Origin of the sequence: Halomonas sp. LC1 (assembly GCF_030247125.1) — a bacterium.
GTDB lineage: Bacteria > Pseudomonadota > Gammaproteobacteria > Pseudomonadales > Halomonadaceae > Vreelandella.
On record NZ_JASSPG010000011.1, the window covers coordinates 17754 to 37494 of the forward strand.

General features: G+C 55.2%; 19 protein-coding genes. 16 read left to right on the top strand and 3 right to left on the bottom strand.

Annotated features, from left to right (window positions below; translation table 11 throughout):
- Positions 1-173: 173 nt before the first annotated feature.
- The 8 genes from QIT27_RS16340 to QIT27_RS16375 all read left to right on the top strand — a co-directional run bounded on the left by QIT27_RS16340 (position 174) and on the right by QIT27_RS16375 (position 8373).
- Positions 174-1043, top strand: a complete 870-nt coding sequence (locus QIT27_RS16340; RefSeq protein ID WP_159342029.1) for an OmpA family protein — start codon at positions 174-176, stop codon at positions 1041-1043.
- Between the two features lie 216 nt (positions 1044-1259).
- Entirely contained in the window at positions 1260-3182 is a 1923-nt protein-coding gene (gene thrS / locus QIT27_RS16345; RefSeq protein WP_253016502.1) for a threonine--tRNA ligase, read from the top strand.
- 12 nt (positions 3183-3194) lie between these two features.
- Positions 3195-3734: a translation initiation factor IF-3 gene (infC, locus tag QIT27_RS16350; protein ID WP_159343739.1), complete on the top strand. Its 540-nt coding sequence runs from the start codon at positions 3195-3197 to the stop codon at positions 3732-3734.
- Positions 3735-3815: 81 nt separating this feature from the next.
- On the top strand, positions 3816-4010 hold the full coding sequence (gene rpmI / locus QIT27_RS16355; protein WP_009724291.1) for a 50S ribosomal protein L35: 195 nt from the start codon (positions 3816-3818) through the stop codon (positions 4008-4010).
- Between the two features lie 57 nt (positions 4011-4067).
- A complete protein-coding gene (gene rplT / locus QIT27_RS16360) occupies positions 4068-4421 on the top strand; it encodes a 50S ribosomal protein L20 (protein WP_009097607.1) in 354 nt (117 codons plus the stop codon).
- Between the two features lie 157 nt (positions 4422-4578).
- Complete coding sequence (pheS, locus tag QIT27_RS16365; RefSeq protein WP_159342031.1) at positions 4579-5598, top strand: phenylalanine--tRNA ligase subunit alpha; 1020 nt, start codon at positions 4579-4581, stop codon at positions 5596-5598.
- Positions 5599-5624: 26 nt separating this feature from the next.
- Positions 5625-8006: a phenylalanine--tRNA ligase subunit beta gene (gene pheT / locus QIT27_RS16370; RefSeq protein ID WP_285264419.1), complete on the top strand. Its 2382-nt coding sequence runs from the start codon at positions 5625-5627 to the stop codon at positions 8004-8006.
- Positions 8007-8073: 67 nt separating this feature from the next.
- Positions 8074-8373: an integration host factor subunit alpha gene (locus QIT27_RS16375; protein WP_159342033.1), complete on the top strand. Its 300-nt coding sequence runs from the start codon at positions 8074-8076 to the stop codon at positions 8371-8373.
- 101 nt (positions 8374-8474) lie between these two features.
- On the opposite strand, the gene QIT27_RS16380 is transcribed toward QIT27_RS16375, so the two are convergent.
- Positions 8475-8681, bottom strand: a complete 207-nt coding sequence (locus tag QIT27_RS16380) for a DUF2788 domain-containing protein (protein ID WP_159342034.1) — start codon at positions 8679-8681, stop codon at positions 8475-8477.
- A gap of 156 nt (positions 8682-8837) precedes the next feature.
- On the opposite strand from QIT27_RS16380, the gene QIT27_RS16385 reads away from it, so the two are divergent.
- The 8 genes from QIT27_RS16385 to QIT27_RS16420 all read left to right on the top strand — a co-directional run bounded on the left by QIT27_RS16385 (position 8838) and on the right by QIT27_RS16420 (position 18230).
- Positions 8838-9299 carry a flavodoxin gene (locus QIT27_RS16385; protein WP_285264420.1) on the top strand — a complete coding sequence of 154 codons (462 nt, stop codon included), beginning with the start codon at positions 8838-8840 and terminating at the stop codon, positions 9297-9299.
- 1 nt (position 9300) lies between these two features.
- Positions 9301-9672 (top strand): hypothetical protein, encoded by a 372-nt coding sequence (locus QIT27_RS16390; RefSeq protein WP_285264421.1) that lies wholly within the window; start codon positions 9301-9303, stop codon positions 9670-9672.
- A 149-nt stretch (positions 9673-9821) separates the two neighbouring features.
- Complete coding sequence (gene tig / locus QIT27_RS16395) at positions 9822-11171, top strand: trigger factor (protein WP_285264422.1); 1350 nt, start codon at positions 9822-9824, stop codon at positions 11169-11171.
- 65 nt (positions 11172-11236) lie between these two features.
- Positions 11237-11854, top strand: coding sequence for an ATP-dependent Clp endopeptidase proteolytic subunit ClpP (clpP, locus tag QIT27_RS16400; RefSeq protein WP_159342038.1), 618 nt, complete (start codon positions 11237-11239; stop codon positions 11852-11854).
- A 74-nt stretch (positions 11855-11928) separates the two neighbouring features.
- Entirely contained in the window at positions 11929-13209 is a 1281-nt protein-coding gene (clpX, locus tag QIT27_RS16405; RefSeq protein WP_159342039.1) for an ATP-dependent Clp protease ATP-binding subunit ClpX, read from the top strand.
- 200 nt (positions 13210-13409) lie between these two features.
- Positions 13410-15836, top strand: a complete 2427-nt coding sequence (gene lon / locus QIT27_RS16410; protein ID WP_285264423.1) for an endopeptidase La — start codon at positions 13410-13412, stop codon at positions 15834-15836.
- A 192-nt stretch (positions 15837-16028) separates the two neighbouring features.
- Entirely contained in the window at positions 16029-16301 is a 273-nt protein-coding gene (gene hbs / locus QIT27_RS16415; RefSeq protein WP_009724302.1) for a non-specific DNA-binding protein Hbs, read from the top strand.
- 111 nt (positions 16302-16412) lie between these two features.
- On the top strand, positions 16413-18230 hold the full coding sequence (locus QIT27_RS16420; protein WP_285264424.1) for a SurA N-terminal domain-containing protein: 1818 nt from the start codon (positions 16413-16415) through the stop codon (positions 18228-18230).
- Between the two features lie 81 nt (positions 18231-18311).
- On the opposite strand, the gene QIT27_RS16425 is transcribed toward QIT27_RS16420, so the two are convergent.
- Both QIT27_RS16425 and QIT27_RS16430 read right to left on the bottom strand, forming a co-directional pair.
- Positions 18312-19082 carry a UDP-2,3-diacylglucosamine diphosphatase gene (locus QIT27_RS16425; protein ID WP_159342042.1) on the bottom strand — a complete coding sequence of 257 codons (771 nt, stop codon included), beginning with the start codon at positions 19080-19082 and terminating at the stop codon, positions 18312-18314.
- A gap of 14 nt (positions 19083-19096) precedes the next feature.
- Positions 19097-19597, bottom strand: coding sequence for a peptidylprolyl isomerase (locus tag QIT27_RS16430; RefSeq protein ID WP_253016490.1), 501 nt, complete (start codon positions 19595-19597; stop codon positions 19097-19099).
- Between the last annotated feature and the right edge of the window lie 144 nt (positions 19598-19741).

The window sequence follows — 19741 nt, forward strand, 5'->3', positions numbered from 1 at the left end:
CATTGTTGCCTTCTAGCGCTGAAACGTTAATGATAGGCACCTTGTTCGTTTCATGGGATAGGGTTCCTAGACCTGAAACAGAACAGCGAAAAATGGATGCTCTCGCCATAAGAAGCATTGGATAGATTTGGTCTTTTAGACCATGTCAGCATTGGATCAAGAAGGAGTCTTGCATGAAAAAATCAACGACTGGCTTGCTCATCGGTTCTGCATTAGTCGTCGGCCTATCAGGCTGCGCTAGCTCGGCCTCTCAGTCTTCCAGCCAAGACGGCGCCAACAGCGGTCAAAGCTGGTATCAGCACCCGGCCGTTTGTGGTCTGGCGGGCAGCATCATCGGCGGCAGCATCGGCTACGCCACCAGCAGCAGCTCTGATGAAGACGCGGGCGCTGCGACGGGTGCCGCTGCGGGTGCTGCGATCGGCGGCCTGCTGTGTGCAGACCGTACGCCTGAGCCGGTAGCACCTCAGTGCCCGAGCTATGGCGAAGTGCCTGCTGGTGTTGCTGTTGATGCCGAAGGCTGCCCGCTGGACTCCGACGGTGACGGCGTGCCGGACTACCGCGACCAGTGCCCGGGTACCCCGGCTGGCGTCGAAGTCAATGCCAACGGTTGCCCGCTGGATTCCGATAACGACGGCGTTCCGGACTATCGCGACCAGTGCCCGGACACTCCAGCTGGTGTAGAAGTTAACGCCCTGGGCTGCCCGGCGAGCGTTGTGCTGCGTGAAGTCAACTTCGAGTTTGACTCTGCTCAGCTGACTGCCAACGCGCAAAACGTTCTGAACGGCGTTGCTGAGCGTTTGGTGAACAATCCTGACGTACGTGTCAGCATTGAAGGCCACACCGATGCTCGTGGTTCTGACCAGTACAACAAGGATCTGTCACAGCGTCGTGCAGAGTCTGTGGCTGCTTACCTGAATCAGCGCGGCGTAGAAGCTGACCGCATGCGTGCGATTGGTTACGGTGAAGAGCGTCCGGTAGCGACTAACGACACTGAAGAAGGTCGTTTCCAGAACCGTCGCGTAGAACTGGATGAGTGGAACTAATCCACTCGACTGTACCCTCAATGGGTAGTGTCGTCGGCGTCAGCGTCGACGACACCCTTTGATACAGAACGGGAGGCTCATGCCTCCCGTTTTATTTTACGATGTCATAAAGTCTGATAGGCTTGGCAGCCTTTAATACGTGCTGAACACCCCCGACCATTGATAGCGAAATGTGATCCTTGGTATGGATCACCACTGCGCTCAAGGAATACTTGAATGCCCATAGTGACACTGCCGGATGGCAGCCAAAGAACGTTCGAAGCACCCCTCTCTATTATGCAGCTAGCAGAGTCCATTGGCCCTGGTTTGGCCAAGGCCTGCGTGGCGGGCAAAATAGACGGTGTGCTGGTGGATGCCGCTGACATCATCGAGCAGGATGCCGACGTTTCCATCATTACTGCCCGTGATGAAGAGGGTTTAGAGATTATTCGTCACTCGTGTGCCCATTTGATTGGTCACGCAGTGAAGCAGCTTTACCCAGAGGCCAAAATGGCCATTGGGCCTGTGATCGATGATGGCTTCTATTACGACATCGATTTTGGTAAATCGGTAACGCCTGAAGACATGGACGCCATCGAAAAGCGCATGCAAGCGCTGATCGATCATGAGTACGATGTCATTCGAGAGTACGTTGATCGCGATCAGGCGATGGCTACCTTCGAAAAGCGGGGTGAAACCTACAAGCAGGAAATCATCCGCGGCATTCCGGAAGGCGCAACGATCCGTTTGTACCATCATGAGGAGTACACGGATATGTGCCGTGGCCCTCACGTTCCCAATACGCGTCATTTGAAGGCCTTCAAATTGACGAAGTTGGCCGGTGCTTACTGGCGTGGCGATGCTTCCAACCCAATGCTGACCCGTATCTATGGAACGGCGTGGGGCGATAAAAAGCAGTTAAAGGCCTACTTGAAGCGCCTGGAAGAAGCGGAAAAACGCGATCACCGCAAGTTGGCGCGGAAGATGGACTTGTTCCACCTTCAAGAAGAAGCGCCGGGTATGGTCTTTTGGCACCCTAATGGCTGGACCATGTACCAAGCGTTAGAAGAGTACATGCGCAACATTCAGCGTGAGCACGGCTATCAAGAGATCAAAACGCCCCAGGTGGTGGATCTGTCGCTGTGGAAGAAATCGGGTCACTGGGGGCATTACAGTGAGCTAATGTTCACCACTGAGTCTGAAAAGCGTGAATACGCGGTCAAGCCGATGAACTGCCCGTGTCACGTTCAGGTGTTCAATCAAGGCCTCAAAAGCTACCGTGACCTTCCGCTGCGCTTGGCAGAATTTGGTAGCTGTCACCGCAATGAACCTTCGGGTTCCCTGCATGGTCTGATGCGAGTGCGCGGCTTTACTCAAGACGATGCCCATATTTTCTGCACGGAAAGTCAGATTCAGGCCGAGGCCGAGGCCTTCATTGCGCTAACGCTGCAAGTTTATAAAACGCTGGGTTTTGAAGACGTCGAGCTCAAGCTATCTACGCGTCCCGAAGACTTTCTGGGTGAAGCCGAGATGTGGGATCGGGCCGAGCAGGGGCTTGAGGCAGCGCTCAATGCGACTGGTTTGGCGTGGGAGCTGCAGCCGGGCGAAGGGGCTTTCTATGGTCCTAAAATTGAATTTGCGTTAAGAGATTGTCTGAATCGTGTTTGGCAGTGTGGTACTCTTCAGCTAGATTTTAACTTGCCAGGGCGTTTAGGGGCGCAATACGTCGACGAAGACGGTACGCGTAAAACCCCTGTGATGCTGCATCGTGCTATTCTGGGATCCTTTGAGCGATTCCTGGGTATACTGATCGAGCATTATGCAGGCGCAATGCCGTTATGGTTGGCACCGCAGCAAGCGGTTCTCATGACCATTACCGATGCGCAGCGTGATTATGCGCTCGATTTAGAGCAGCGCCTGCAAAAAAGTGGCTTACGGATCAAGGCGGACTTGAGGAACGAGAAGATCGGCTTTAAAATCCGTGAGCATACGTTACAGAAAGTTCCCTATCTCCTTGTGGTAGGAGATAAGGAAGTCGAAGCTGACTCAGTGGCCGTGCGAACTCGCAGCGGCGAAAACCTCGGTACCATGACCGTCGATGAATTCATCGAACGTTTTAGTGCAGAGCGAGCAGCCCTGGCGACATCGTCAATTGCCTAAGGAGACGGAGCGATCAAGCGAAGCAATCAGCGCGGGCGTCCACAAGACAAGCGCCCACCAATGAACGAGCGTATTACCGAAGAAGAAGTGCGTTTAATCGATGCCGACGGTGAGCAGTTGGGCGTAGTGCCCACCACTGAGGCTCTTGAACGTGCGGAAGCAGCCGGTTTAGATCTCGTGCAAATTTCGAATGCCGATCCGATCGTTTGTAAGATCATGGATTATGGCAAATTCGTTTTTGAGACCAAAAAGCAAAAAGCGGCTCAAAAGAAGAAGCAAAAGCAAATCCAGGTCAAGGAAGTCAAATTCCGTCCTGGCACCGACGAAGGCGATTATCAGGTGAAACTCAAAAACCTGACCCGCTTCTTGGAAGGTGGTGACAAGGGTAAGGTCACATTGCGCTTCCGCGGTCGTGAAATGGCGCACCAAGACATCGGTCGTAAGCTGATGGAACGGATTGCGTCAGACCTGGAAGAGATCGGAGCGGTGGAGTCTTTCCCGAAAATGGAAGGCCGCCAGATGATCATGATTCTTGCCCCGAAAAAGAAGTGATCCAACGGCGAAGTCAACGGGCTAGCGCTTAGGCGCTAGTCGGCCCTGGGTTTTCTAAAAAATATCGAGCGGAGTTTTCTCATGCCGAAAATCAAAAGCAACAGCGGCGCTGCCAAGCGCTTCAAAAAGACTGCGAATGGCTTCAAGCATAAACAGTCTTTCCGTAGCCACATCTTGACCAAGAAGTCGACCAAGCGTAAGCGTCAGCTGCGTGGCATGAAGCAGATCCATGCTTCCGACAAAGCGCTGATCCAGCGCATGCTGCCGAACCTGTAAGGTCGAATTTTCTTATCTGAGTGCCTCTAGCCTCAGTCATAAAGTCAGGAGTGTGTTATGACCCGTGTTAAGCGTGGCGTAGTTGCCCGTCGTCGCCATAAAAAAGTTCTGAAGCAGGCCAAAGGTTACTATGGTGCACGTTCGCGTGTTTTCCGTGTAGCCAAACAGGCTGTTATCAAAGCCGGTCAGTATGCGTACCGTGACCGCCGCAACCGCAAGCGCCAATTCCGTGCGCTGTGGATTCAGCGTATTAACGCTGGTGCGCGCATCAACGGCATGTCTTACAGCCGCTTCGTTGGCGGTCTGAAGAAAGCCGGTATTGAAATCGACCGTAAAGTATTGGCCGACCTGGCAGTACACGAAAAAGCAGCATTTGCTGCTATCGTGGAAAAAGCCAAGGCTGCCCAATAAGGTCATTTGCACTGAGCTGATGCCAGTGTGAAATGACAGAGGTCATTTCAGTGTGACCCATGCAGGGGAAGAGCAGCCGCTCTTCCCCTGTTTTTTTGTCACCTTCAACATGCCAGCCATCCTCAGAGATGGAATCGCTTAATTCGGAGTAAATCGGATGGATCACCTTCCTACTCTGGTGTCAGAGGCCCGCGATGCTATTCAAGCTGCGCAGAGCGTCTCAGCGCTAGATGAGTTGCGCGTACGTTACTTAGGTAAGAAAGGCGAAGTGACGGCCTTGTTGAAAGGGCTGGGCAAGCTGTCGGCAGAAGAGCGCCCTGCGGCTGGCGAGCAAATCAATCAGGCCAAGCAGACGCTGTCGAGTGAGATCGATGCCAAGCGTCAGCAACTGGAGAGCGAAGCGCTCAATGCCCGCTTAGCGGCTGAGCGAATTGACGTCACGTTACCTGGTCGAGGCCAAGAGAGCGGCGGGCTTCACCCCGTTACCCGTACGCTGGAGCGTATCGAAGGGTTGTTTACGCGTATTGGTTACGATGTGGCCGTGGGTCCCGAGATCGAAGACGACTATCACAATTTCGAAGCGCTCAATATTCCTGCTCACCATCCGGCGCGCGGAATGGCGGATACCTTTTATTTCGATGCGACTCGCCTGTTACGCACTCATACGTCTCCGGTGCAAGTGCGCACCATGAAGAGCAGTGAGCCGCCCATTCGTATCGTCTGCCCTGGGCGCGTCTACCGTAGCGATTCGGACTTGACCCATACACCCATGTTCCATCAGGTCGAAGGTTTGCTGGTGGATGAAGGCGTCAGTTTTGCCGACTTGAAGGGAACGATCGAAGATTTCCTGCAGGCGTTCTTCGAGCGTGACGATTTGTCGGTTCGCTTTCGCCCCTCGTACTTCCCCTTCACGGAGCCCTCTGCTGAGGTCGATATTCAGTGCGTGATGTGTAGCGGTCATGGCTGTCGTGTCTGCTCCCATAGCGGCTGGTTGGAAGTCATGGGTTGCGGCATGGTTCACCCTGAGGTATTTCGGCACTCCGGTATCGATACCGAGCGCTATACGGGTTTTGCCTTTGGGATGGGCGCTGAACGTTTGGCGATGCTTCGATACGGCGTTAATGATCTGCGCTTGTTCTTTGAAAACGATCTGCGCTTTCTTCGTCAATTCACCTAAGACCGCTGCCAGCGACGGGAATCAACATGAAATTTTCAGAACAGTGGCTGCGTGAATGGATAGCTCCGCAGCTGGAAACGCAGGCCATGGCCGACCAGATCACCATGGCGGGCCTTGAAGTAGATGCCGTTGAGCCGGTCGCCGCTGCTTTTAGCGGTGTGGTCGTGGCTGAAGTGCTGACCAAAGAGAAGCATCCCGATGCCGATAAGCTCAATGTCTGTACCGTCAATGACGGCACGGGTGAGCCTGTGCAAGTGGTGTGTGGTGCGCCCAACGTCGACGTAGGGCAGAAAATTCCCTTTGCCCAGGTGGGGGGTGTTTTGCCAGGGGATTTCAAAATCAAGAAAGCCAAGCTGCGTGGCGTTGAATCCCGCGGCATGATCTGCTCGGCTTCAGAGTTGGGGTTGGAGGAGGAAACCTCTCCAGGCATTCTGGTACTGCCCGAGTCGGCGCCGGTTGGTACGCCTTTCCGTGACTACATGCAGCTCGATGATATGACCATCGAGGTGGATTTAACGCCGAACCGCGGCGACTGCCTCAGCATCAAAGGGCTGGCCAGAGAAGTCGGCGTCCTTAACCGTCTGCCGGTGCACGGTCCGGACATGACCGAGGTCGAAGCCACCATCGATACGACTTTCCCCGTTGTGGTCGATGCGCCAGAGCAGTGCCCTCGCTACGTGGGGCGGGTGATCGAAGGCGTGAAAGTGGATGCCGAAACACCGCTCTGGATGGTCGAGCGCCTGCGTCGCAGCGGCGTGCGCTCCATCGATCCGGTGGTGGATGTCACCAACTACGTCATGCTAGAGCTTGGCCAGCCGTTACACGCATTCGATCGCGATCATTTGCAGGGCGGTATTACCGTGCGTCTGGCCAAAGACGCCGAACGCTTGACGTTGTTGGATGGCCAAGAGGTCGCTTTGCGCCCCGAAACGCTCGTCATTGCCGATGAGCGAGGCCCTCTGGCGATGGCTGGTATCATGGGAGGCGAGAACTCTGGGGTTAGCGCAAATACACAGACTATTTTCCTAGAGTCGGCGTTCTTTGCGCCGCTTGCGATTGCTGGGCAGGCGCGCTCTTACGGGCTGCACACCGATGCATCGCACCGTTTCGAACGTGGCGTCGATCCTGAGCTCCCCGTCATGGCAGTCGAGCGTGCCACACAGCTTCTGTTGGAGATCTGTGGTGGTCAGGCGGGGCCGGTGGTAGAGACCGTTAGCGAGGAACACTTGCCCGCACCGCGCGCGATTACGCTGCGTGAAGCTCGTCTTGAAAGCGCGCTTTCCAAGCGGCTATCGGCGGACGATGTGACCGATATTCTCCAGCGTCTTGGGCTGGCCGTCGATAAGCAGGCGGAAGGTTGGTCGGTGGTCGCGCCTAGTTGGCGATTTGACGTCGCCATCGAGGAAGACCTCATCGAAGAAGTGGCGCGTATTCATGGCTACAACAAACTACCGGTGCGTCGTCCCGCCGCCCGATTGGCGCTGCGATCCGCGAACGAAGCCAGCTTGACCCAGTCACAGTTGCGTAACCAAATGGTCGCCCGCGGCTTCCAAGAAGCAGTGACGTACAGCTTCGTTGCACCTGATCTGCAGGCTGCAATGCTACCCGACGCGGTTTCTCCCGTGCTCGCTAACCCGATCTCATCGGATCTGTCGGTGATGCGTGCCAGTCTCTTCCCCGGTTTGGTGCGAGCGCTCGAGCACAACCTGAATCGTCAGCAGACGCGTGTGCGTATTTTTGAAACGGGCTTGGTGTTCAATGGGCCGTTGGATCACTTGACTCAGGTGCCGATGATGGGCGCACTGGTTTGTGGTGGTCGCGAGGCGGAAGGGTGGAATGGTGCCAAGGCGCAGGTGGACTTCTATGACCTGAAGGGCGATCTAGAGAGTCTACTGGCCATGGGCGGCGCTCAGGACGAGTGGCGCTTCGAACCCGGAGAGCACCCTTCGCTGCACCCAGGGCAAACAGCGCAGCTCTTCCACCAGGGTAAGCCAGCAGGCTGGATTGGTACGCTACATCCGCAAGTGCGAGCGACATTGGGCCTCAAGGTCGATGCCGTGCTGTTCGAGGTCCGTTTGGATGCGCTGAGCCAAGGGGCGATTCCGGCGTTCGAACCGCTGTCCCGCTATCCAGAGGTGCGTCGTGACTTGGCGTTCATCCTCAAAGATGCCACGCCAGTGCAAGCGCTGTTGGATTGCGCTAAAGCCAAGGCAGGGGATTACCTGAAAGACATAAAGCTATTTGATGTCTATGCTGGTAAAGGCGTGGCCGAAGGTTATAAGAGCATTGCATTGGGCTTGACCTGGCAACACGCTTCGCGCACGCTAAATGATGAAGAAATCAATCAGTTGGTCGACTCGATCATTACTAACGTGCGAGCCGAATTAGATGCCGAACTTCGCGGCTAACTAAGCTATGCCATGACACGACGCTTATCACGTTCTTGGCAATGCGTATGCTACATGGAGGAGCCCTATGGGTGCGTTGACCAAAGCAGAGCTAGCTGAGCATTTACACACAGAGCTGGCGCTGTCGAAGCGAGAAGCAAAAGCGATGGTAGAGGCGTTCTTTGAAGAAATTCGCGCCTGTTTGCGTGAGAACGAACAGGTGAAACTGTCGGGCTTTGGCAACTTTGACCTACGTGATAAGCGTGAGCGGCCAGGACGAAACCCCAAGACCGGTGAGGAGATTCCCATTTCTGCTCGGCGTGTCGTCACGTTTCGCCCCGGTCAGAAGCTCAAGCAGCAGGTGGAGCGCTACGCGAGTAGCCAGTAGTATCACCCTGCCATGGCTGCCCAACGAAAAGGAGTGCCGTCAGGCACTCCTTTTTTGCATCACTCATATGGGCATCTGGATGTGTCGCAATGAGTGCGAAGTTAAATACCGCGTCCTTCAATCAGCCAAGTGATCACGACTTTAATGACGTAGCCCAGCATGCCAGCGCCTAGCACGACAAACAGCATGATCGTGCCAAACTTGCCAGCGTTCGATTTTTTGGCCAAATCCCAAATGATGAAACACATAAAGATGATCAAGCCACCCACCATGATGGGCGTGATCCATGTCTCGAAGGCCTGCTGCATAAGCGCTCCTGTTGCGCAATTGTCGAAGCCCCACGTGGGGCGTGCGTCGTTTTTGCCAGTCGTGTTAATATTTGAGCAAATTCATCAGGTATTTGTCGACTGAACTTTGTGGAGATCACAACGTAAGGTGCGACACCATTGCCTAGGAGTAGAACAATGCCGACGTTAACCATTCTGGTGGGCACCATGTATGGCGGTGCATTGGATGTGGCGGAACAGGTCAAGCCTCTGTTTGAACAGGCTGGTTATGCTGTCGACATCTCTGAGCAGCCAACGGTTGAGGATATTACCCAGAGAAATGACCTGACCCTGTTTTGTGTTTCGACCACCGGCAGTGGGGATTTTCCCGGTAATTTCGTTCCCTTTGTACGCAGCCTGAAAGACCAAAGCCCTTCACTTACAGGATTGCGTTATGGCCTCATTGCGCTAGGTGACAGCTCCTATGGGGACACGTTTTGCGGCGCGGGCCGGGCGCTGGATGACCTCCTTCAAGACCACGGTGCTCAACGGTTAGGTGAGCGTCTTGAAATCGATGCCATGGAAACCTTCATGGCCGATGATGCTGCGCTACCTTGGGTCGAGGAGTGGATCGAAGCTCAGCAGCTGAAGGTCGTTTAACATGCAGCGAGCGCTTTACTCCCCTGAGCGGGTCAGCGTGGCACTGGGGTTGTGCATCGTGATGCTGTCCGCATTGCCACGTTACATGGCGGGCGGGCACGAAACTCGCCAGACGCTACTGCTGATGGCTTTGGTGTTCGTAGCAGGTGCTGCCATCTTTCAGTGGAAGATGTTGTCACTTGAAGCCCGGCAAGCAGTGCCGCCATTGCTTAAGCGCTTGGCCATGATGCTGGTGTTGGGGGCTTTGGTAATGGGAGCCTGGCATGCCGTGTTTACCGAATGGATCAGTTGGCAGGTCTTCATCTCCCACGCGACGACCTGTGGCCTCCTGCTGCATGCGGTATCGTTATGGTGGCCAGCGCGTGACGCGTGAGTTTTTGTCCTGCTAACCCCTTGTATTTGATGCTCGTGCCCCCATCTTGCGAGCATGGCGCTTGCCACCATGCGTCAGGGTTCTTAAAATTGACTCCTTGAATATATTTTACGCAACTAACACAACGCCCAGCCGCTAGAGGACAATTCATGCAAGTTTCCGTCGAGACGACCTCCCAGATCGAACGCCGTATCACTATTCAGGTGCCGGCAGCAGATATCGACGAGGCCGTCAGCGCTCGCTTGAAAGACACCGCGAAAAACGTTCGCTTGAACGGTTTCCGCCAAGGCCGGGTGCCAATGGCCGTCGTGCGTCAGCGCTATGGCGACAGCGTGCGCAATGAAGTGGTAGGCGAAGTGATGCGTGAACGCTACGTGCGTGCGATCACTGAAGAAGGCCTCAATCCTGCTGGTTTCCCGCAGATCGAGCCAAAAGTAAATCAAGAAGGCAAAGATCTCGAGTTCGTTGCCATCATGGAAATCTATCCGCAGGTCGAACTGGCGTCTATCGAAGGCACTGAGGTTGAGCGTCCGGTGGTTTCCGTTAGCGACGCCGATGTCGATGAAATGATCGACACGCTGCGTAAGCAAAACGCCGCGTGGGAAGAGGTTGACGCGGCCGCAGCGGATGGCGACCAAGTCACCATCGACTTCCAAGGTTTCTTGGGTGACGAGCCGTTCGAGGGTGGTAGCGCTGAAGGCCACGCGTTGGTCATCGGTTCCAATAGCTTCATTCCGGGCTTCGAAGAGCAGCTGATCGGTGCCAAAGCGGGCGAAGAGAAAACCATCTCTGTAACGTTCCCGGAAGATTACCAAGCCGAGCACCTTGCCGGTCAGGATGCGACTTTCAAAGTTACCGTCCACAAAGTCAGCACTCAGAAGTTGCCGGAAGTGAATGCAGCGTTCATCGAGCGTTTTGGCGTAGAAGGTGGTGACGAGACCAAATTCCGCGCTGAGATTAAAAAGAACATGACACGTGAGGCGTCACAGGCGGTCGATAATCGTGTGAAGCAGCAGGTATTGGACGCCCTCAAAAAGGCGAACGACATTCCTGTTCCCAGCGCGCTGGTTCAGCAAGAGACTGACGGCATGAAGCGTCAGGCAGCTCAGCAGTTCGGTTTGGGTGAAGACTTTGATGTCAGCCAACTGCCGAACGAGCTGTTCGAAGAGCAGGCCAAAGGTCGTGTTCAAGTCGGTCTGCTGTTGGCTGAAGTGATCAAAGCCCACGAGCTTGACGCTGACGACGCTGAGATCAAAGCGAAGGTCGAAGAGCTGGCCGAGCAATATCAAGACCCCTCCGAAGTGGTGGAGTACTACATGGGTAACGAGCAGCTGAAGACCCAGGTAAAATCTGCCATTCTCGAAGAGAAAGCCGTCGATAAGCTGCTTGAGCAAACGAACGTAAAAGACGTGGAAATGTCTTACCAGCAAGCGCTGGCTGCCGCTCAGCAACAGGCTGAGCAAGATGAGAACGAAGAGGGCGAACAGGCAAGCGCCTGATCTCATCGCGTGGCGCACCCTGCTGGGGTGCGCTTTTCCCTTACCGGACGCAAGGAATCACCCGAATGAGTGAGTTTGATATTCAAAACGCCGGCGGTTTAGTGCCCATGGTGGTTGAGCAGAGCGCCAAAGGGGAAAGAGCCTACGACATTTACTCGCGTCTTCTCAAAGAGCGCGTGATTTTCCTGGTAGGCCCGGTAGAAGATTACATGGCCAACCTTGTCGTGGCGCAGCTGCTGTTTCTTGAGTCTGAGAATCCTGATAAGGATATTCATCTTTACATTAACTCGCCCGGTGGCTCGGTGACGGCAGGGATGTCCATCTACGACACCATGCAGTTCATCAAGCCGGATGTCTCCACCGTGTGTATCGGTCAAGCGGCTAGCATGGGCGCACTCCTGCTCACCGCGGGTGCAGCAGGCAAGCGTTACTGCCTGCCTAATTCCCGTGTAATGATTCACCAGCCGCTCGGTGGTTACCAAGGCCAAGCATCGGATATCGAGATTCACACCCGTGAAATTCTCGGTATTCGTGAAAAACTGAATCAAATCCTGGCCCATCACACCGGTCAAGAGATTGAGAAAGTGGCCCAAGATACCGACCGCGACAATTTCATGAGCGCCAATAAGGCCAAAGAGTACGGCTTGATTGACGCAGTGCTGGATAAGCGGCCTACATCCTGATAGCGTGATAGGATTCTGCTTTTCTAACGAGCTTTTAAGGCGGCGTCAGCCGCCGCAGTGACAGAGGTACGCGAATGGCCGACGGCAAAGGCAAGGACGAAGGTGGCAAACTGCTCTACTGCTCGTTTTGTGGCAAAAACCAAAACGAAGTACGTAAGCTGATTGCCGGCCCGTCCGTGTATATCTGCGATGAGTGTGTCGACTTATGTAATGACATCATTCGCGAAGAAGTTCTCGAAGCCGATGCCGAGAGCGATGAGGAGCGTTTACCTACGCCCCGCGAAATACGTCATACATTGGACGACTACGTCATCGGACAAGACCGCGCCAAAATGGTGCTGTCCGTAGCGGTGTATAACCACTACAAGCGTCTGAAGTCAGAAGTGCGTGAAGGCGATGTGGAGCTAGGTAAATCCAACATCCTGCTGATTGGTCCGACGGGCAGCGGTAAAACGCTCCTCGCCGAAACCATGGCGCGGCTACTGAATGTACCTTTTACCATTGCTGATGCAACGACGCTGACCGAAGCAGGTTACGTGGGTGAAGATGTTGAAAACATCATCCAAAAGCTGCTTCAGAAGTGTGACTACGATGTCGAGAAGGCCGAGCGCGGCATTGTTTACATCGATGAAATCGACAAGATCTCGCGCAAATCGGACAATCCGTCGATTACCCGTGATGTCTCTGGCGAAGGCGTGCAACAGGCGCTGTTGAAGCTGATTGAAGGCACGACGGCCTCTGTTCCTCCGCAAGGGGGGCGCAAGCATCCTCAGCAGGAGTTTGTCCAGGTAAATACGGCGAATATCTTGTTCATCGTCGGCGGTGCGTTTGCGGGTCTCGATAAAGTGATTCGTGATCGTGCCGAGAAAGGCGGGATTGGCTTCAACGCCAGCGTCAAGAGCAAAGAGTCCTCTCGCGGTGTGGGAGAGCTGTTGGCAGATGTCGAACCTGAAGATCTGGTCAAGTTCGGTTTGATCCCAGAGTTCGTCGGTCGTCTGCCCGTTATCGCCACGTTGACCGAACTCACCGAAGATGCACTGGTGCAAATCTTGACCGAGCCCAAAAACTCGCTGATCAAGCAATACGCCAAGCTCTTCGAGATGGAAGACGTCACGCTGGAGTTTAGAGACGATGCGCTGAAAGCCGTGGCGGCGAAAGCCATGGAGCGTAAAACCGGCGCGCGTGGCCTTCGCTCCATACTAGAGTCGGTTCTGCTCGACACGATGTATGAAATTCCATCCTTGGAAGGGGTGAGCAAAGTCGTCATCGATGGCTCGGTTATCGCTGGCGAAAGCGAGCCACTGTTGATCTACTCGCAGCAGGAAGAAGCCCGGGTCGACGGCACCGACGGCTAACCCCGACGTGCGTGCCACGGCCTAGCTCTCCACCGCTGGTGCCAAACCAAGGGGTCGCCTAGGCGGCCCCTTGTTGTTAACACACGACTTGAAATGGCTGATCAGCACGCAGTGAGCGTGTCCTGCCATGCCCTTTCACACTGTGAGGTACTTGGCTAAGTACCGTTCAAGTACTCATCCGAATTTGAGGAACGTCTGCGATGCAGCAGAACGCCGATCAGACACAATGTCTACCCCTGTTGCCATTGCGGGATGTCGTAGTGTACCCGCAAATGGTTATTCCGCTTTTTGTTGGTCGCGAAAAGTCCATTCAGGCCCTGGAAGCCGCAATGGAAGCCGACAAGCGTGTACTGCTGGTGGCTCAGCGAGAAGCCTCACAGGATGATCCTGACAATGCGGACCTCTACGCGATGGGGACCGTTGCTGACATCATGCAGCTGCTGAAACTGCCAGATGGTACCGTCAAGGTTTTGATCGAGGGCAGCTTCCGCGCTGATGTCATCGATATCGAAGAAAACGAGGTGGGCTACACCCAAGCGCATTTAACGCCGCGTGAAAGCGAGCCGCTCACCAGCCGTGAGCAGGAGGCGCTGGTGAGAGTGCTGCTGAATCAGTTCGAGCAGTACGTCAAACTCTCCAAGAAAGTCCCCAACGAAGTGCTGAACTCGCTCTCCGGCATCGAAGATCCGAGTCGGCTGGTGGATACCATCTGCGCCCACCTGTCGCTGAAAATTGGTGACAAGCAGGAGCTGCTCGAGATGGATCGCGTACGTGACCGTATCGAGCACTTGATGGCGCTGATCGAGTCTGAAATCGATCTGCTCCAGGTAGAAAAGCGCATCCGCTCGCGTGTCAAAGAGCAGATGGAGAAAACGCAGCGCGAGTATTACCTTAACGAGCAAATGAAGGCCATCCAGAAAGAGATGGGTGAGCTGGATAACGTGCCCAATGAGGCAGAAAAGTACGAACAGGCGATCAAAGAGTCCGGCATGCCCAAAGAGGCATCTGAAAAAGCGACGCAAGAGCTCAACAAGCTCAAGATGATGGCGTCGAACTCTGCTGAGGCGACCGTAGTGCGTTCGTATCTGGACTGGCTCATCGCCGTGCCGTGGAAAAAACGCACGCGGGTCAAGCATGACTTGGTCAAAGCACAAGAAGTGCTCGACGCGGATCATTACGGTTTGGAAGAGGTCAAGGCGCGCATTCTTGAGTACCTGGCAGTCCAAAAGCGCGTGCGAAAACTGAAGGGGCCGGTGCTTTGTTTGGTGGGGCCGCCTGGTGTGGGGAAAACCTCATTGGGGCAGTCCATTGCCCGTGCGACCAATCGTAAGTACGTTCGCCTGGCGCTGGGTGGCGTGCGCGATGAGTCGGAGATTCGTGGCCATCGTCGTACCTACATTGGTTCGCTCCCCGGTAAGCTGATGCAGCGCATGAGTCGTGCCGGTGTGAAAAATCCGCTGTTCCTGTTGGATGAAGTGGACAAGCTGGGAATGGACCATCGGGGAGATCCCGCCTCCGCGCTGCTGGAGGTGTTGGATCCCGAGCAGAACAGCAGCTTTAGCGACCATTACCTCGAGCTGGACTACGATCTCTCCGAGACGCTGTTTATCTGCACGGCGAACTCGATGAACATTCCAGGCCCGCTGCTGGATCGTATGGAGATCATCCGCCTGCCCGGCTACACCGAAGATGAGAAGCTGGCCATCGCCAAGCGCTACCTGCTGCCAAAACAGCTGGAAGCCAACGGTTTGGAAGAGCAAGAGTTGGCACTCGGTGACGATGCGCTACTGGAGCTCGTACGCTACTACACCCGTGAAGCGGGTGTGCGGGAGCTTGAACGTCAAATCGCCAAAGTGTGTCGCAAGGTACTGCGCGAGCGCCTTGAAGCCGAGCGCACCTCGAAAGACAAAGCCGGTAGCAAGCTGCAGGCTCCGCAACTCTTGTCTGCCGATCAGATCGAAACCTATGCGGGTGTCCGTCGCTACAGCTACGGTTTGGCAGAGCAAGAGGATCAGGTAGGCCGAGTCACCGGCTTGGCATGGACGTCCGTGGGCGGCGAGCTGCTCAATATCGAATCGGTCGTCACGCCAGGAAAAGGTCGCATCAATAAAACCGGCTCTTTGGGCGATGTCATGAAAGAGTCGGTGAGTGCTGCTCAGACGGTGGTCAAGGCGCGAGCCGATGCCTATGGTATCGACCCTCAGCGTTTCGAGAACGAGGACCTGCATATCCACGTGCCTGAAGGTGCAACGCCCAAAGATGGGCCTAGCGCGGGTATCGCCATGGTGACAGCCATTGTCTCGGCCTACACGCAACGCCCGGTACGCTGCGATGTGGCCATGACAGGTGAGGTCAACCTCCGGGGCGAAGTGCTGCCGATTGGTGGTCTAAAGGAGAAATTGCTGGCGGCCCGGCGGGGTGGTATAAAGACCGTCCTAATCCCTGAGGAAAATCGTCGAGATCTCAAGGAAGTACCGGAGAATATCAAAGGAGCACTTGATATTCGTCCCGTACGGTGGATAGATGACGTGCTGGCGGTTGCGCTGGCGGAGAACGTGACCGAAGGGGCCACGCTAAAAGGCGCCGATAAGTCGTTCAGTACAAATGCTGTTGCAAGCACCCATTAAGCATTAAAGCACCTTCCGCTTTAATTTTACTTAATAAATTTGCCCAATGCCTTGAGCAGCGGGCATTTCACGGCCCGGTCGCTTGACAGGTGTTTCAAGGCATTGCTATAAAACGCAGCTATGCTTTGAGGTTGATGCACTCGGTGACCGTGCCGTTCAGAGCCATTTTTTGAAACAGTTAAGGGGTGAAGTGTGAATAAGTCCGAGCTGATTGAAGCTATTGCCGCGTCTGCAGATATTCCGAAAGCAGCGGCAACCCGCGCATTGGATGCCATGGTGGAGTCTGTCACCGATAGCCTCAAAAAAGGCGAGAGTGTTTCTCTGGTCGGTTTTGGTACTTTCGCAATCAAAGAGCGTGCTGCACGTACCGGCCGTAACCCGCAAACGGGCCAGCCCATCGAAATCAGCGCCGCCAAAGTACCCAGCTTTAAAGCCGGTAAAGCGCTGAAAGACGCCGTCAACTAATTGGCACGCGTTTGCTGTAACCTAATGGGCGCATCGCATCCGCGATGCGCCCATGTTCTTTTCTGGCCCGATGATTTGGGCAATAGATGGCTTTGATGATCTGAGGCTAGCATGCTGCAAAGTATACGAGATGGCTCCAGAAGCTGGGGTGCCAAGATAATTATCGGTCTCATGGTGGCGGCCATGGCACTGTTTGGCGTGGAATCGCTGTTTAGCGTGTTTGGTAGCGACCCCAACGAAGTCGCCAGCGTGAATGGTGAACCCATTATGCGCCAAGACGTCGAGCTGGGCGTTCAGCGTGCACTGCGTTCTGGCCAGGTGCCGCCCGAGCAAGAGCGAGCGCTGCGCAATGACATGCTCGACCAGCTCATTACCCAAACCTTGCTGACCCAATACGCCGAAGACGGCGGTTTTCACGTCTCCGATGCACAGTTGGATCAAATGATCGTCAGCCTGCCGGAGTTTCATGACCAAGACGGGCGTTTTTCGGCCGAGCTGTTCCGTAACCGTCTCGCTGGCGCCGGTTACACGCCACTCTCATTTCGAGAAGAACTGAGAGTCGATATCAAACGTCAGCATTTACAGCAGGGGCTTGCGTTTAGCGATTTCAGTCTACCCAGTGAAGAGCAGCGCTTGGCCGATCTGCAGCGTCAGCAGCGCGATTTTCGCTACGTTATGCTGAATGCAGAAGATGTCGAGATCGACGTCAACGTCACCGACGAACAGATGCAGGCGTACTACGATGCCAACCAGTCACGTTTCGAGCGTCCTGAACAGGTGCGCGTCGAGTACGTGTTGATCGATCGCCAAGCTATGGCGGACGACGTCGAGGTGGACGAGCAGGCGCTTCGGGAAGCGTGGCGCGAGCAGAACCAAAGCGCTGACCGTCGTGTATCACACATCATGGTGACCTTCGGCGATGAGCGGAGTCGCGAAGAAGCTGAAGCGCTGGCGAGCGAAGCGCTTGCGTCATTGGAAGAGGGCGAAAGTTTTGCGGATACCGCGGCGCGCTACTCGGACGATACGGCCAGTGCCGAGGACGGTGGCGATCTTGGCGTCATTAGCCGTGGTTTTTTTGGTGATGCCTTCGATGAAGCGGCGTTTTCTCTGGGCGTAGGCGAGACCTCTCAGTTAGTAGAAATGGACGGTGCTTTCCACATTCTTCGGGTAACCGAACTGGCAGGCCCATCGTTTGAAGAGCAGCGCGATGCGCTGGCACAGGACGTAGCACTCAGCAGTGTCAACGACGAATTCAACGAGCAAGTGCAGCGCCTGATCGACGAGAGCTTTGCTGCCGACGACCTGCAAAGTGTCGCTGATGATCTCGGCCTGACGCTCGAGCGAACGGAATGGATCGCCCGTGGTGAAGGAGAAGGTGTACTGTCTGAGCCCGGCGTTCTGGATGAAGCTTTCAGTGCAGACGTGCTGGAAGAGGGCTACAACAGCGAAGTAATCGAACTCGATAATGATCGACGTCTCGTGCTGCGGGTGGCCGAGCATCGGGACGCGACGGTTCTGCCCTTGGAAGCCGTTCGCGAGGAAGTCGAGCAGGCTGTTGCGGCTCAGCAGCGCCAAGAAGCACTTCAGGCCCAGGCAGCAGAGCTAATTGCTTCCCTGCGGGAAGGTGAGAGTGTCGAGCTGGAGTGGCTGGAAGCCAATGACGTGTCGCGTCAGTCGGACACCACGCTGCCTCAATCGCTGGTGGGTGAAGTCTTCCGTATGCCTCGTCCAGACGAGGGCGAAAGCGTTTACCGTGCCGTCAACATGCCGCAAGGGGTGGCTGTCGTTGCGCTTGACGACGTTTCCGCTGGCGAGGTGGATGAGCAAATGACGGCGTTCGTGGCCCAAATGGCCGAGCAGCTTCGTGCTCAATCGGTCATCCAGGGCTTGATTGACGACTTGCGTAGCGAGGCGGAGATCGAGCGCTAGGGCATAGCCCCGCGTTGGAGGAACGCCATAGAAAAAAGCCGATCGATTTGATCGGCTTTTTTATGTCGCAATGAGCGCAGGTTAGGGCGGAGCGTTGAGTGGAAACTGCCGCAATACGGGTTCGGCGTGACGCTCGTCAGAGCGCTCCACTAGCACATCCCAGCCGTGTTCGCTGTCCCAGTCCCCTAGTACGAAGCGTTTGGCAGGCACGTCTTCCACTGTGAGGTCGTGTACGTTGGGCCGGTGAGTATGACCATGAATCATGGTCGATACGCCGCAACGTTCCATAAGTGCCACGACTTCGTCTTGGGTGACGTCCATGATGTCGTCGGCTTTGCCCGCATTGGCATCACCTGACTGCATGCGCAAGCTTTTGGCAAGCTCCAATCGCTGCTCCAATGGCAGCGAGAGAATCTGATGCTGCCACTGCTCGCTTCGCGACTGAGCGCGAAACGCCATGTAAGCTTCGTCTTTGGTACACAGGCTGTCGCCGTGAAGAATAACGGCGGGGACACCTTGCAGTTCGACTTCTTCACTGTCTGGCAGCAGAGTGGCACCACAGCCGTTGATGAAGCGTTCACCCAGCAAAAAATCGCGGTTGCCATGAATGAAATAGATGCTAGTGCCCGCGTCGCTGAGTACACGTAGCCGTTGAATGACGTTATGGGCCACGGCGCTCAACGGATGCGGCGTGTCCAGCAGGTCGTCGCCAATCCAGGCATCGAAAAGATCGCCCAGAATGTAGAGCGCGTCTGCACCTTGAGCGGTTTGTTCCAAGTAACGGTAAAACCCCTGATTGATCTCAGGGGTATCGTGACTTAGATGCATATCAGCGATGAGCAGAGTACGCATAAAGCTCCCAACGGTTATTCCGCTTCCTTCACGTAGGCGCGTTCGATGATGACGTCTTCTGCGGGAACGTCAGCATGCATGCCGCGACGTGTGGTGCTCACACCTTTAATGGCGTTGACCACGTCCATACCATCGACGACCTCTCCAAAGACCGCATAGCCCCAACCTTGCAGGCTTTTGCCGCTATGGTTGAGGAAGCTGTTATTACCGACATTGATAAAGAACTGCGCCGTGGCGGAGTGGGGGTCTTGCGTACGGGCCATGGCCAGCGTGCCGATAGTGTTTTGCAAACCGTTGTCAGCCTCGTTTTCGATCGGATCGCGTGTCGGCTTTTGGTTGAACTCTTGGTCGAAACCGCCGCCTTGAATCATGAAGCCATCGATGACCCGGTGAAACAGCGTGCCGTCGTAAAAACCGTCGCGCACGTACTGTTCGAAATTCGCCGCAGTGGCCGGGGCTTTTTCATGATTAAGCGCAATGGTGATGTCACCGTGGTTCGTCTGTAATACGATCATGGATAAATTCCTGTTCAATAAAGGCGTTCGCCTTGGCGCTGTGCATCGGCGTCACGTTATAATAGCGGTTTTGCTCGGCACCGCGAAGCGCAAACCCCGATTGCCTTCGTATCGTGTGCCCAGCACGCCATCCACCATGAGGTT